Origin of the sequence: Photobacterium obscurum, from assembly GCF_026191635.1 — a bacterium.
GTDB lineage: Bacteria > Pseudomonadota > Gammaproteobacteria > Enterobacterales > Vibrionaceae > Photobacterium > Photobacterium obscurum.
The window spans coordinates 26,844-40,652 of record NZ_JAKRRW010000027.1; the positions used below are offsets into that span (position 1 = coordinate 26,844).

The 13,809-nt window shown below is 47.7% G+C and carries 9 protein-coding genes; 6 read left to right on the forward strand and 3 right to left on the reverse strand.

Going from position 1 to position 13,809, the window contains the following annotated elements:
- Positions 1-733 precede the first annotated feature (733 nt).
- Positions 734-1,639, reverse strand: coding sequence for a LysR family transcriptional regulator (locus MD588_RS22740; protein WP_265700091.1), 906 nt, complete (start codon positions 1,637-1,639; stop codon positions 734-736).
- Between the two features lie 221 nt (positions 1,640-1,860).
- On the opposite strand from MD588_RS22740, the gene focA reads away from it, so the two are divergent.
- Both focA and MD588_RS22750 read left to right on the forward strand, forming a co-directional pair.
- Complete coding sequence (gene focA / locus MD588_RS22745) at positions 1,861-3,333, forward strand: formate transporter FocA (protein ID WP_265700092.1); 1,473 nt, start codon at positions 1,861-1,863, stop codon at positions 3,331-3,333.
- A 238-nt stretch (positions 3,334-3,571) separates the two neighbouring features.
- On the forward strand, positions 3,572-5,326 hold the full coding sequence (locus MD588_RS22750; RefSeq protein ID WP_265700093.1) for a formate--tetrahydrofolate ligase: 1,755 nt from the start codon (positions 3,572-3,574) through the stop codon (positions 5,324-5,326).
- A 125-nt stretch (positions 5,327-5,451) separates the two neighbouring features.
- Here MD588_RS22750 and MD588_RS22755 read toward each other — a convergent pair whose 3' ends face one another.
- Both MD588_RS22755 and MD588_RS22760 read right to left on the reverse strand, forming a co-directional pair.
- Complete coding sequence (locus tag MD588_RS22755) at positions 5,452-6,705, reverse strand: NupC/NupG family nucleoside CNT transporter (RefSeq protein ID WP_265700094.1); 1,254 nt, start codon at positions 6,703-6,705, stop codon at positions 5,452-5,454.
- Positions 6,706-7,101: 396 nt separating this feature from the next.
- Entirely contained in the window at positions 7,102-7,761 is a 660-nt protein-coding gene (locus MD588_RS22760; RefSeq protein WP_265700096.1) for an energy-coupling factor ABC transporter permease, read from the reverse strand.
- A 244-nt stretch (positions 7,762-8,005) separates the two neighbouring features.
- On the opposite strand from MD588_RS22760, the gene MD588_RS22765 reads away from it, so the two are divergent.
- From MD588_RS22765 to MD588_RS22780, 4 genes are all read left to right on the forward strand, one after another.
- A complete protein-coding gene (locus MD588_RS22765; RefSeq protein ID WP_265700097.1) occupies positions 8,006-8,506 on the forward strand; it encodes a YfbU family protein in 501 nt (166 codons plus the stop codon).
- 369 nt (positions 8,507-8,875) lie between these two features.
- A complete protein-coding gene (locus MD588_RS22770; RefSeq protein ID WP_265700098.1) occupies positions 8,876-10,132 on the forward strand; it encodes an ABC transporter substrate-binding protein in 1,257 nt (418 codons plus the stop codon).
- On the forward strand, positions 10,132-12,492 hold the full coding sequence (locus tag MD588_RS22775; RefSeq protein ID WP_265700099.1) for an ATP-binding protein: 2,361 nt from the start codon (positions 10,132-10,134) through the stop codon (positions 12,490-12,492). Before MD588_RS22770 ends, MD588_RS22775 begins: the two co-directional genes overlap by 1 nt.
- Entirely contained in the window at positions 12,482-13,753 is a 1,272-nt protein-coding gene (locus tag MD588_RS22780) for a sigma-54-dependent transcriptional regulator (RefSeq protein WP_265700101.1), read from the forward strand. Before MD588_RS22775 ends, MD588_RS22780 begins: the two co-directional genes overlap by 11 nt.
- The last annotated feature ends 56 nt before the right edge of the window (positions 13,754-13,809 follow it).

A 13,809-nucleotide genomic window follows, 5' to 3' on the forward strand; every position in this document is an offset into this window, starting at 1 on the left:
TAGATAACAACTCCCTTGTCCATAGACCAACTGCTCACTTTTTGCACAGTCATTGATGTGATAAATGAAATCAAAGAGATGTATTTTCTTTTTTCTTTATCTTTGTGAGCAACCTCTTTATTCGCCATGATCGAGGGCTTAGTAGCTCCGAAGGCTGGTTATACAGTCTATCAGGCATCACTGTATAACCTATCTGACAATAACGAATATAGTTATAAAACAAATAGCACATAACAATCAGCATTATTGATAATGCGCCTTATCATTTTCGCCGCTTGCCTCGTTGAGGGTAAGCACATATCCAGCAGTTATCACAATCGATTAGCAGGTCAAACTGATGCCAAATACCCTCCCATTTTTTTGGCCGTAGCAAACAATACAAAACAAATCACAATGCAATCACTAGCAAATAAAGTGATTGCATATCAAACCTACAACTTACAGGCATCAGAAATATTGATAAGAAAAAAAACAAGATCCTGAGATCAAAAAGGACTACTTTTACCAGCTCTAGCGAAATTGTGTAGTAAAAAGTCGAATACTCTTATTAAACATCTAAATATCTCCTTCTATCATCAATAAAAAGTACTAACCACATTCACAAATCCGATAATAAGCACACTGTTACATATCAGAATATTCGCTGTGAGCAATCAATTTTCCTAATACCACTATCATCTATCTTCTCATCACCTCAAAAAAGATAGATGACGACCAGTCAACAACCTCGATATTACATTTCCATTTTCCGGTCTTTTATCATCCTAATGGCTTCACGACGGATACAATCGCGGAGCGGGTTCTCGATTGAATCTGCGCGCCAGATAAAAGACAAGGTTCGCTTCATATTCAGCTCAGGAACATTCAGGGCGACCAGTTCTCCGCGCTCGATATGCTTCACAACATCTAGATATGGCAGGCAGCTTAAATAAGGGCCATTCGTTACCAGAGCACGCAACACAGGAATTTGCTCATATTCGCGCCATACATCCAAATCCTCGATGACCCCATGCAGTGCACTCTCGAAGCTTTTGCGAGTCCCGGCCCCCTGTTCGCGCAGTACCCATTTGGCCTGCTCAAGTTGGGCAAAACTGACCGTCTCTAGCTTGGCATAGGGATGATGCTTAGAGGCAATAATCACCAGGTGATCGTGACACCATACTTCCTGCTCCAGCCGGCTATCATCACAACGTCCCTCGATAATCCCCAGCTCGCACTCATAATTCCTAACCCGATCAATGACTTTCTGAGCATTTTTTACAATTAGCTGAATACGTAACTCTGGAAAATCTTTATCAATAATACTGATTAACTCTGGCAAGAGGTGCTCTGCCGCAGTCTGGCTGGCGGCTAGACTGATTTCACCACTCACTAAATGCTGATCATAGAATCCCAATTCAATCTGCTGAGCATCAAATAATAGCTGCTTGGCTCTTGGCCTTAGCCACGCCCCCCAGTAGGTCAGCGCCATTTGCTTACCCTGGCGCTCGAACAGGGCACGCCCTAGCAACTTCTCCAACTGGGATAACGCCATACTGGCTGCAGATTGGGTTAATGCCAGGTTTTCCGCGGCTTTACTCACACTTCGCGTGCTTGCCACCTCTTCGAAAACAGCAAGCTGCTTCAGTGAATAACGCATTTCAACACTCCTACTACGACGGCAAATTGATTCCTTTTGCCAAGGATATCAACTTTAGTGATTAGGGTTAAAAAAATTATCAATTTTACTCAACTATTTATGCAGCCGTACTCTGTTTAGCAGAACCCAGTCACTAACAGGAGGAAATGTGACGCTATCAACCCCCTATGTAATCACCATCCCCGACTTACTCGTCGGTCAACTAACAGGAGGCTTTTGAAATGGCTTCGGCAATGACATCCACTAACAGTAACTTCACTCCTAAGGAGATGATGAAACAAGCTGAGACATACGCGGTTGGTAAAGCATCTAAACCAACCCGTACCACGATTGCCCTGGCAATCACAGCTGGCGTATTCATTGGCCTGGCATTTGTGTTCTACATCACCGTCACAACCGGTGGTGCCGATATGAGCTGGGGGATCAACCGCTTGTTTGGTGGATTGGCATTTAGCCTAGGCTTGATCCTTGTTGTTATCTGCGGCGGCGAGCTGTTTACCAGTACGGTCTTGTCTTCGATTGCCCGCGCCAACAAGCACATCACAACCGGCCGCATGCTGGGTACATGGGCAAAAGTCTATTTCGGCAACTTCCTGGGCGCGATGCTACTACTGGCCCTGGTCTCGATGGCTAGCCTGTACCAGCTTGATGGTGGCCAATGGGGATTAAATGCCCTCAACATTGCCCAACATAAACTGCACCACCAGCCGCTGGAAGCCTTTGCCTTGGGCATTCTATGTAACTTGCTAGTTTGCTTGGCAATCTGGATGACATTCTGCTCAAACAACATGATGACCAAAATGGCCATGATGGTGCTTCCGGTTGCAATGTTTGTCAGCACCGGTTTCGAGCACAGTGTAGCCAACATGTTTATGGTGCCGCTGGGTATCACTATCCAGAATATCGCTCCGGAGTCATTCTGGCTCAACCTTGGTGTATCGCCAGAGCAATATGCCGACCTCAATATCCATAACTTCATCTTTGCCAACCTGATTCCCGTCACCCTGGGCAACATTGTTGGCGGCGGCGTGCTTGTCGGATTGAGTTACTGGGCTATTTTCAGCTCACCGAAAGAGCACCATGCAACTGCAACCATCATTACACCCGACTTCTCGACTTCTAACGTAATAAATAAGGGAAATACTATGCTTCAGGAAAACCTACTTGTTAACGACTTTATGCGTCCTGCAACAACCACTCTTCAGCCTGGAATGCCTGTAGCAGAAGCCCTTGATATCCTTCTTAAAGAAGAGCTATCTGGAGCTCCGGTTCTTTCAAGCGACCAGCGTCTAGTCGGTTTCTTCTCTATTCACGATACCTTGGTTGATCTTTGGTGCAATGACTACATGCCAGATGCCGAATGCAAGGTGCAAGACTTGATGAAGCATGAAATCCAGACAGTCAGTCCGGATAACTCGATTCTAGAAATCGCGGAGTACATGAGTATCGACAAAAATATCCTATATCCGGTAAGCAGCGGCGGTATTGCAACTCAACTTACCACGCTTTCACTGAACGAACGCGCCCGTACTATGGTCGTGAACCGTCCTCACTGCTTCCCTGTAGTAAAAGACGAGCAACTGGTTGGCATGATCACTCGTCACGAAATTGTCAAAGCACTGCGCCCGGTATATGGCAGCGTTGTTTCTGTAACAGAAATCAGCGACACCAAACCTGCTGCTGAAATCGCTTAATTTATCAATAACCTGCCAGTCACTCTGGCAGGTTTTTCTCTTTTCCTCATTACCATTAGCCATCCTGACAAAGTGGCCCCGTCGTTAAGAAAACAAAATAACCACACTTATCTCGGATTTTTCCTATTTATACATGATAAAATTATGGTATAAACCAAACGCAAACGATTGCGTGACCTGCTAATGCAGCTCTCTGCAGTATATCTCTATTGCTACCTATGCGAGGTTATGGCCGCCGATGAAAAGTGATATTCAAATTTGTCGTGACACAGCACTCACCCCAATTGATCAAATCGCTCTGCAAGCAGGCATACTGCCAGAAGATCTAACCCCTCAGGGCACCCTGAAAGCAAAAATTAAACCCTCTATTCTTAAGCGCTTGGACAACAAGCCAGAAGGCAAACTGGTACTGGTAACCGCCATCACCCCGACACCGCTGGGCGAAGGCAAAACGGTGACCACAATCGGCTTGTCACAAGGACTGGCCAAGATCAACCAAAGCGTAATGGCCTGTATCCGCCAACCATCCATGGGACCGGTTTTCGGGGTTAAAGGCGGCGCAGCCGGGGGCGGCTACAGCCAGGTCGCTCCGATGGAAAAGCTCAACCTCCATCTGACCGGTGATATTCACGCCGTTACCGCGGCTCATAACTTAGCTGCAGCGGCACTGGATGCGCGCTTGTACCATGAAGAACGCCACGGCTACGAGGTATTTGCAGAAAAAACCGGCCTAACGCCGCTTCGCATAGATATCAACCGTATTACTTGGAAACGGGTCATGGATCATAATGATCGGGCCCTGCGGATGATCACTGTCGGCAACAACGAACCGGGCAAAACCATTAACGGCATAGCCCGCGATGACGGATTCGATATTTCGGCTGCCTCTGAACTAATGGCAATCCTAGCACTATCCACAGACTTGGCCGATATGCGCCAGCGTCTGGGACGCATTGTACTGGCCTATAATTTGGACGGCCAACCGGTAACCGCCGAAGATCTTCAAGTAGCTGGCGCCATGGCCGTCACTATGTGCGAAGCTATCGAGCCGACTTTGATGCAGACGCTGGAAGGAGTCCCCACGCTTATCCATGCCGGCCCGTTTGCCAATATCGCCCACGGCAATTCCTCGATTATTGCCGATCGCATCGCCCTTAAGCTCAGCGACTATACCATTACCGAAGGCGGCTTTGGCTCTGATATGGGGTTCGAGAAAGCCTGCAATATTAAAGCGCAGCAAGCACAGCGCGGTCCTGATTGCGCCGTTGTCGTTGCCACGTTGCGCGGCCTGAAAGCCAATTCCGGCTTATATGATCTTCGTCCGGGACAAGCGCTTCCTGAAGCTATCTTCGCCCCGGATGAAAAAGCATTGCTCGCCGGCTTTGCCAACCTGAAGTGGCACATTCGCAATGCTGCCAAGTACGGTATTCCGGTTGTGGTCGCGATTAATCGCTTTCCGCAAGATACCGATGCCGAGCTAAACCAGCTACAGGCCCTGATTGCCGAGGAAGATTTCGGAAGCTACGTCGATGTCGCAATCAGCGAGGCCTTCGGCAAAGGTGGCGAAGGGGCAACAGAACTGGCTCAGGCTGTTGTTGATGCATGTAAGGTACCGGCGCAGTTCAAGCCACTATATTCACTTGAGCAGAGCCTGGAAGAAAAGTTGATGACGGTGGCGGAAGTCGGTTACGGCGGCTGCGGGGTTGAATTGTCTGAACAGGCCAAACAGCAACTGGCAGAGTTAAAGGCACAAGGGCACGATAACCTGGCTATCTGCATGGCGAAGACCCCACTATCCATTACCCATGATCCTAGCCAGAAAGGAGCGCCGACAGACTTCATGATTCCGGTGCGGGAACTGAAGCTATGTGCCGGAGCCGGGTTTGTCTATGCCCTGTGCGGCAATGTGATGACCATGCCGGGACTGCCAGAAAAGCCGGCTTACATGGCACTGGATATTGATGCTGACGGGAATATCATCGGGCTAAGCTAACCCCTTATTTCGTCATCACCTTACAACACTAATAAAAAGCGCCAGCATATCGCTGGCGCTTTTGTAATGTCTGCTTTCGGCATACTAACCTTAGCTTAGGGGGAGCTCCCTAAAAAATACCGCTCTTACATCGCCAACGAAATAAACAGGCCGGCAACGGTCGCGTTAAGCAAATTGGCCAGCGTGGCAGCCACCAGAGACTTCATGCCCAGTTTGGCAATTTCGTTATACCGGCTAGGTGCCATCAGTCCGACGCCCCCCAGCAGTACAGCAATTGAGCCGAAGTTAGCAAAGCCACACAGTGCAAAGGCAATAATCGCTTCAACCCGCGGCTCTAGCGCGCCACTGCTGATCAACGGAGCCAGTTGCGAAAAAGCCACAAATTCATTGATGGTTGTTTTAGTACCAAAAATGACTGCCATCTGCTGCGCGGCATCAAAGTCCCATATACCTGCGATATAGGCAAAAGGGAGAAACAGGTAACCAAAGATTAAATCTAAACTTAAGTTCTCCATCCCGAACCATTGCCCGATGCCACCCAACATGCCATTAATCAACGCAATCAGACCGACAAACGCTAGCAGCATTGCACCGATATTCAGTGCCAGCTGCATCCCCTGGATGGCCCCCTGTGCCGCCGCATCAATTATGTTGACCGGTTTACCTTGTTCATCAGCGTCTTCAGCGGCATTAGACTGCGGCGTATCTGACTCCGGGATGAGCAACTTAGCCATCATCAGTCCTGCAGGCGCCGCCATAAAGGAAGCCGCCAATAGATATTCCAATGGGATACCCATTTGTGAATACCCCACCAATACCGAGCCCGCCACCGAGGCCATGCCGCCAACCATCACGGCAAACAACTCCGAACGGGTCATCTTGGCAATGAATGGACGCACCGTCAGCGGTGCCTCTGAAATACCAAGGAAAATATTGGCAGTAGCCGAAATCGATTCAGCACGGCTGGTTCCCAGAGCCTTCGATAGCCCTTTCCCCAGCGTATTCACGATCAGCTGCATCACCCCTAGGTAATACAGCACCGATACCAGCGCCGAGAAAAAGACCACAACAGGAAGGACCCGTAACGCCATGATGAAGCCGCCGCCGCCAAACACTTCAAACATTTTGTCAGAAACCAGCCCGCCAAACAGAAAGCCGATCCCGTCGTTACTGAAGTTAATGACATTTTGAACACCGCCAGAAAATGAACCCAGCGCACTACGTCCGAAATCACTGTACAGAACCAGTGCAGCGAAGGTGACTTGAATAGCCAGCGCACCCAATACCGTACGCCAGTTGATGTGGGAACGCTTTTCAGAAAGGAAATAGGCAATCAGGATCAGCACTAGAATACCGATCACACCCGAAAAAATTTGCATTTCAAACTCATAAGAACAATGAAGGTAGCTTTATTCACATCACTACCTTCTGGTACACCTCTGCCAGACAGTCCTGCTGTCCGACACCAAATGCACTCGGTTTCCCTCTGCTTTGAATCCATGCCTCCTGGCAATCGTTTGCTTATGTAAGCCAAAAAAAGAGTACTGTATATCTTTCAGTATTCTTCTCTGAATAAAACGGGGATTCTCGCGCAATATGCGAGTGGACACGAACATCTCGTGTAATAAAGCGCGCAAAGAGTAGAAAGGTTACAAACATTTCGCAAGAGACAGCCGCGCAAACGCTTGCATGATCAACATAACGGTGGAATTACTAGCAGACAACCCTCAGGAGTGTAATAAAATTACAATACAAACAAATAGAAACTAAGCTAACTATTCATCTTTGTTATTGGAAGAGTTAATATAATCTCGGTCAGCAAAGGTTCTCACCCATTCCGGTTTATAGACCACCAGCAAGGTCATCGCCATCCCGTTAATCAGTGCCTCGGGAAAAAGCAGCAATGGTAGCAACACCAAATAATTATCAACAATGTATGACCATGAGTAGTGGCCGGCTAAATACATCCAGCCGCTGGTCAGCAACAGGTGGATGATCATCGTCAGTGCACCGTTAAGAAATGCCGCGACAAAAATATAGACAAACAGGTGCCGGGCCATAAAACGGTAGCTAAACAAAAACACGGCATAGCTGAACAGCACGGGAAAGATAACCCCGGTTAAAGCGTGCAAGCCCGTATCTTGCCAGCTTACCAGGCCGATAGCGCTCAGAAAGATCAATGGAAAAGAGCCTATAAGGCCAGCGATTCGCCAGCCATGTGATAAAACCAGAACCGTTATCGCAAGAAAATGAACCTGCAAGCCCTCTGCAATACCAGCCCTAAGGCTCCAGAGCAAAAACAGTACGACTACACTCGCCAGTACCAGATGCTGGTAATCCTTCTCGGCTCTGAATTTTGGCCAGAACTCCCGAGGAAGGCTAAAAGCCAATATGCCCAACCAAACCAGATAACCTCCCCACTGTAGTATCGTCATCCCTTTCGGCGCCTTTTATATTATTACGCTAAACTGATACCCATAGAATAGCGAAGCATTAACCATGTAATAAGTAAGGGTAAACTTTGTTAAATTGCCCCTGAAATGCCAGCTTGAACAAGGTTTAGCCAGTCAATTTTTTTTAACAAAAAATCGTTAGCAAGACGGCGTCAGATCAAGTTTTTTTGTCTTCAACCTGATAATCTCAATGCCAGCTCAATACTATTATTAAAGGCCAATCATTATGGAAATGACTAACGCACAACGTCTTATTCTTTCTAACCAGTACTACCTGATGTCTCAAATGAACCCGGAAAACGCGGCAAAATACCGCCGTCTACAAACCATTGTAGAACGTGGTTACGGCCTACAAATGCGTGAGCTGGACAAGGATTTTGGTTGCCTTGAAGAAGAAGAGTGCCGCAACGTCATTGACTTCATGGAAATGTACCACGCGCTGCAAGAATCATTCAAAATGCTGAATGAAGACAATCAAAGCCAAGTTGATCAGCGTCGCCTTCAGTTCCTTGGCTTTGATGCCGCGACAGAGTCCCAGCTAGTGCACTATGTCCGCTTCCTAACGGAAGAAGAAGGCCTTTATCCTCAGTTCGACAAATCAGAACATATGTTCAACAGCCAAATCCCGATGCTGGAAAAATACCAGCGCATGCTACAAACATGGCGCAACTGCCCACGCCAGTATCACTTATCGGCAACAGAAATTCAGCAGATTCAAAACGCGTAATAACGGACAATGAATTTAAATAAATAACCGGAGCATTGCTCCGGTTATTTGTTTGTAGGTTATTGTGGCTTTTATTTATAATCAAAGCCAACATACAATTAACACCGGCATTCACAGAATCAATCATTCTTTTTGTGTTCCGGCGGCCACGCTCAGCGCACCAATTTCACTCTATGCGATAATGAAAAAGTGTGACATCGGACCAGCTTTGATACCATAATGCGTCAACAGCGACCCAAAACCGCACATTTATATTTATAAATAGCTAACATCTTAGAAATTCACAAAGAACCCGATTTAATTTACTACTATCCAGCGAAGTAACCTTGTATATAAAGGATTCTAAATACAAGGTAAGTCTAAAATGTCATGATTCGATTTATTCTATTACTACTCTCCTTTTCACCTGCATGTATAGCTGCTCCAACGAATCAACTGATCATTTTAACGACCTTTACCGAGTCATCTATTACCCCGATCACAGATAAATTTCAGCAACATTATCCTGACACGTCGATAAAAGTGCTTCATCGACGAGAAGAGTCCGGCCTTCGTTTGCTGGAAAAAAATGATCATGACATCGATATCGTGGTTTCCTCTTCCCGCTCTTTGTTTTTGCCCCTCATTGAGCAAAATAGGCTATTGCCCCTCAATGACGTTAATCGTAAATCCGATGCCCAACAGCTCAATTTCCAGCAGGACTATCCTGACTATCTCGCCATTTTTGGATATTCAGGCTATGGCCTAATGTGGAATAAAGACTACCTGGCAAAGCAGCGGTTAGATATTCCGACGGCGTGGGAAAACTTGGCCCAGCCACAATATTATCGTCACCTTATTATGAGCAGCCCGGCCCGCTCGGGCACTACGCACCTGATGGTTGAAAACATCTTGCAACGCTATGGCTGGAATGAAGGCTGGAAGCTGTTGCTTCAGATTGGAGGAAACCTTTCATCGCTCTCGGCCCGTAGCTTTGGTGTCAGCGAGGCGGTATCCCGCGGGTTGGCTGGTATCGGCCCGGTCATCGACAGTTTTGCCTATGAAAGCCAGAAGCAATTCCCTTTTATCGGTTTTAATTACCAGATGCATAGCCCGCTGCTGCCAAGCTATATTGCCGCGGTTAAGAACATTAACCAGGCCAAGCATAGCCAACAGTTTATCAAATACTTACTGTCAGAACATGTGCAGCAAACACTGTCGACCAGTTCACTAAACAAGTATGGCCTACACCAAAAAACACGGCAGCACTATTCTGTGCTGCCTCTCGATCATAACCTGATGCAACACCGGGCAACCTTAATCAAGCAGCTTTTTGAGCAGAGTATTAACCATCAACTGATCCTGCTAAACCAGGCGTGGCAGCTCATCCATAGAATCGGCAAACTCAATCACCTAAGCGATGACCAACGCCGCCTCTATAACCAGGCGATCAAACTCGCGTCAACACCGCCAGTCACTAAAGAGCAAGCCGATAGCGATGCCTACCTTCAGGCTCTGACACGATCTCGCACCGATGTTGATACGGCAAAACGGCTAAACAACTGGCGCCAAACCATGAGTACCCAGCTAGAAACATCAATAGCAATCTCCGAGCGCATTATTACCAGCGCCAAAGAGGCTGAATAATGCTTGGCCGAAAAACGATTGGCAACCGCCTGATCGCATCAATCGCCTTTATGGCCTTTCTCACCATTAGTGTGAGCATCATTACCGTCGTTAACTGGGAGTCACTTGATACCCAGATTAAAACGATCGTTGAAAAAAATATGCCGACCCTACAGGCAAGCTACCAGCTGGAAAGAAATACTGCGGGGCTGCAGGCTGCGCTCAACGTGCTACGCAACAATACCGATCCGGTTCTACATGCCGAGCTAAAACAAAATATCCGCCATAAACTGGACCAAATCACGGCAGCCATTACGGATACGGCCAGCTTAAGATTTCATCCGGCCATCAAAACCGCACATGAAACCTTGCAGACCGATATCTCCATCTATTCAGAACTGCTCTATCGGCGCAATACGCATTTGTATTCCTTGGCGCAAACAGAAAACACCATCAAATGGTTACACCAGGACCTGGTGGATGAGCTAACCCCATTGCGTCAGGAAGTCGAATGGCAGCTGACTCGAATGTTACCCAATGCCGTGAACACCGAGGCTATTACGGATGTGATGACTGAGTTTTCCTTCATCCAGTCGATCACTATTAAAGAAAATGAACTGCATCAGCTGGTGCAGGAGATCATCCTGCAACGGCAAAACCGAGATCTCAGCAATGCTTTCTACTTCATCGGCTATAAAACAGAAGAAGTCAGCAAAATGAGTCAGAACTTAAACCACTACCCTTCCACAATTTCGTACCGCCAGTTGCTACAAGAGCTAATCACTCTCGTTGAGCCTGAGGGTGTTCTGGAAGAGCAGTTGAGGCTTGATGTCGAGCTATATAATGCCATTAGCATGTATGAAAAGCAGATCCAGACTCGGCTGGCATATCAGGAAGAGTTAATCCAGACCATGGTTGAGCAGGAAAACGCTTCTCTGCAGCAACTGAACGAAAAAACTCGCAAGTCAATCACACTCAGCAACCTCATCCTGTTTGGTGTCATGGTCTTATCAGTATTCGTTTCTATCGTGCTGTCGATTTATCTTGTCGGGCGTGGCATCGTCAAGCGTCTTAACCTGCTATCACAAGATTTATATGCCGTGGCCAGCGGTAACCTGAATACCAAAATTCAAGTCACAGGCGATGATGAAATCGGGATGCTGGGAGACAATTTGCGCCTCTTTTGCCAGCAGATGCAGGAAATGCAGCAGAGTAATGCACTCAACCTGATCAACAATACCCAGGCAAGTATTATCACCTGTAATTTGAAAGGCGTCGTGGAATCTGTCAATTCCAGTGCCCTCACCCTATTTCGTTATGATAGCTCGCCGGTGCAGCAGACGGTCTGGGCGCTATTTGATGACAGTATGCAGCAGCGCTTAAAGTCTTTATTTAGCAAAAATAGCCCGTTGCTAAACTACGGAGCATGCAATCTAACCCTCAAGCATGTCCAGGCTGATGATCACAGCCTGTACCTGCGGCTCGACTTTCGTCGCTTTAAACAGGGTAATAATCATAAGGTGATTATTACGATGACGGATATTACCGAGCAGGAAAATGCTGCTCGTTGGCTCGAGAATATGGTCAGGGAAAAAACCCAGTCCCTCACCAGCCGTAACCGCCAGTTGAATGCCGAAATCGAAGACCGTAAACGCGTTGAGGCCGATTTACGTGCCACTCAGGATGAACTGATCCAAGCGGCAAAAATGGCCGTTGTTGGCCAGACCATGACCTCTTTGGCTCATGAGCTCAACCAGCCGCTATCTGCAATCTCTACCCATGTTTTTGCAACTCGAATGGCGACTGACAAAGGTAACTATACCCAGCTACCTGCCAGCTTGGAGAAAATAGACAACCTGACGGCTAGAATGGGGCGAATTATTACCAGCCTTCGCAGCTTTTCGAAGAAACAATCAGCTAACAGTCCTCTTGAATCAGTTGATATCCAGGCTTCGTTCCATCAAGCCATGTTAATTGTAGAAAGCCGGGCCAAAGTACAAAAAACAATCATTACCAGCCATATTGACAATCACCTTACCGCCCAAGCTGATCAAGTGCAGTTAGAGCAGGTACTGGTCAATCTCCTGGTCAATAGCTGTGATGCGGTTGCAAGAAGCGAACTGCGTGAAATTACCATTAGTGAGCTAGAAAGTGAGGGCAGCCGTGTACGTATCGCGGTCAGTGACAGCGGATGCGGATTTGCTGCCGATATTATCGAAAAACTATTTATTCCTTTTACAACAACAAAAGACGTAGGCCTTGGCCTTGGGCTAAGTATCTGCCGTTCAATAATGACCCGCTTTGATGGTGACATTTATCTCGCATCAAACCTTCAAGGTGGCGCGATGGTAGTGTTGGAGCTAAACAATTATGATGAATAACAATATTGAAGTACTGATCATCGATGATGATCAAGATGTTGTCGACGCATATCAACATCTGCTTGAAGTCTCCGGATACAAAGCATTCGCCTCGACAGATCCGACAGTGGCACTCTCGATGCTGGATAAAAACTGGCCTGGCGTTGTCGTGACAGACATGTATATGCCGGGCCTCAGCGGCATGGAACTGCTAGAAAAAGTAAAAGCACTAGACCCCGATCTTCCCGTTATTATGATCACCGGCCACGGTGATATCCCGATGGCCGTGGATGCCGTGAAAAAAGGCGCGCTCGATTTCTTGCAAAAGCCGTTGCAGCCCAATGAGTTATTGGCTTTGCTGGAAAAACATCTGCCGGTCCGTAAGCAAAAAATTGAACAGCGCGCTAACCTGAGCCATTCGGCGGCCGAAGTCTTGCTGGGCGAAAGCCCGCTGATAGTCAAGATTCGCGAGCAAATTGCCCAGATAGCCCTAACGACCAAGGACGTACTCATTGAAGGTGAAAGCGGCACCGGCCGCCACACCGTCGCCAAACAACTCCATCAAAGCAGTGATCTCAGCGCAGGTCCTTACGCCAGTGCATTGGGGCAGGACATCACCTGCACGGCGGATCTACAGCGCAGCATGATCTCCGCACGTAGCGGTAGTCTGTGCCTTATCAACCCCCAAGATATGCCGATGGAAGCTCAGCAATGGCTTTGTCGCTTCCTGCTAGAGCAAGAACGTCAGGGCAAGAAAGAAGTTCGTGTTCTGGCGGTAATCGAAGGCCCGGCAGAAGCCGAAGTTGAACAGGACAAACTGCTGCCGGAGCTATTTTACTTCCTCAGCCAGGTGCGCTTCAGCCTGCCGCCGTTGAGACAGCGTAATTGCGATATTACCCCGCTGTTCCGCCACTTCTTAAAGCGCAGCTGCCAAAAGCTCAATAAGACAGTGCCGGCGGTAGACAAGGCCTATATCAATACACTCAACCGCCACGAGTGGACAGGCAACGTCTTGGAGCTGAAGAATGTGGCAGAGCTATATGCTATCGGTATTGTTAAACTGACCGGTCAAGAGCGAACCAAGCCGTTAGATCAAATGAGCAGCCCACTGGATGATCTTGTCGACAGCTACGAAAAGCAGGTCATCGAAGACGCCCTATACCTGTTCGCCGGGCGGATCAATGATGTCTCAAACTATCTGCAGATCCCACGCAAAAAGCTCTATCTGAGAATGAAAAAACACAGCCTTGATAAAGCCGAGTACAAGGTTCGCCCGAACTAAACGGGTTATTACAGGCCGAAGCTCATGCAAGGTCTGGGGAGGGATTCGCCTCCCTT

Excerpts from the sequence above, each read along its gene's own strand:
- MD588_RS22740 (WP_265700091.1), bottom strand. The coding sequence starts at position 1,639 with ATGCGTTATTCACTGAAGCAGCTTGCTGTTTTCGAAGAGGTGGCAAGC.
- focA (WP_265700092.1), top strand. The coding sequence starts at position 1,861 with ATGGCTTCGGCAATGACATCCACTAACAGTAACTTCACTCCTAAGGAG.
- MD588_RS22750 (WP_265700093.1), top strand. The coding sequence starts at position 3,572 with ATGAAAAGTGATATTCAAATTTGTCGTGACACAGCACTCACCCCAATT.
- MD588_RS22755 (WP_265700094.1), bottom strand. The coding sequence starts at position 6,705 with ATGCAAATTTTTTCGGGTGTGATCGGTATTCTAGTGCTGATCCTGATT.
- MD588_RS22760 (WP_265700096.1), bottom strand. The coding sequence starts at position 7,761 with ATGACGATACTACAGTGGGGAGGTTATCTGGTTTGGTTGGGCATATTG.
- MD588_RS22765 (WP_265700097.1), top strand. The coding sequence starts at position 8,006 with ATGGAAATGACTAACGCACAACGTCTTATTCTTTCTAACCAGTACTAC.
- MD588_RS22770 (WP_265700098.1), top strand. The coding sequence starts at position 8,876 with ATGATTCGATTTATTCTATTACTACTCTCCTTTTCACCTGCATGTATA.
- MD588_RS22775 (WP_265700099.1), top strand. The coding sequence starts at position 10,132 with ATGCTTGGCCGAAAAACGATTGGCAACCGCCTGATCGCATCAATCGCC.
- MD588_RS22780 (WP_265700101.1), top strand. The coding sequence starts at position 12,482 with ATGATGAATAACAATATTGAAGTACTGATCATCGATGATGATCAAGAT.